Below are 817 nucleotides of genomic sequence, written 5' to 3'. Positions count from 1 at the left end.
ACGGCACCGACTACAGCGCCAAGGTGGCCGCCGATGGCACCTGGAGCGTACAAGTCTCGGGTACCGACCTGGCCAAGGGCACCAGCATCGACGCCACCCTGGTGGCCCACGATGCGGCCGGCAACAGCACCAGCGTACCGGCCAGCCACCCGTACACCGTCGACCTGCTGCCGCCGGTGGCGCAACTGACCATCGACGCGGTGACCGAGGACAACGTCCTCAACATCGAAGAGTCCAAGTTGCCGCAGACCATCAGCGGCAAGGCGACCGGCGAGTTCCGCGCAGGCGACATTGTCAGCTTCAAACTCAACGGCACCACCTACAGCGCCGCGGTAGCGGCCAATGGCAAGTGGAGCGTGGAGGTGGCCGGCTCCGACCTGGCCAAAGCCACCAACATCCACGCCACCCTGATCGCCCATGACGTGGCCGGCAACACCGCCAGCGTCGTAGCTGATCACCCGTACACCGTGGCCATCGACCCGCAGATGCCGACGCTGAGCATTCACGTCATTGCCGGCGACGACGTGGTCAACCTGGCCGAATCCCAGGAGAACCAGGCCATCACTGGCGGTTCGACGGGCGGCCGTGCTGGCGACATCGTCAAGGTCGTCGTCAACGGCGTCACCTACAGCGGCACCATCGACGCCAAGGGTGACTGGAGCATCAATGTTCCGGGCGCTGGCCTGGCGGCCGATGCTGCACATCAAGTCGTCGCCACCCTGACCGCGAGCGATGCGGCCGGCAACATCACGCCGGTTACCGAAAGCCGCCACTACGACGTGGACACCACCCCGGCGGTCGCTCAGCTGAGCATCGA

The 817-nt window shown here is 66.0% G+C and carries 1 protein-coding gene; it reads left to right on the top strand.

Annotated features, from left to right (window positions below):
- On the top strand, positions 1 to 817 hold an 817-nt coding region (locus UB43_RS28695; RefSeq protein ID WP_045218016.1), incomplete at both ends, for an Ig-like domain-containing protein.

Origin of the sequence: Pseudomonas sp. 21, assembly GCF_000955805.1 — a bacterium.
In the GTDB taxonomy this organism is placed as follows: domain Bacteria; phylum Pseudomonadota; class Gammaproteobacteria; order Pseudomonadales; family Pseudomonadaceae; genus Pseudomonas.
This window is presented reverse-complemented; position numbering and strand designations above follow the sequence as displayed.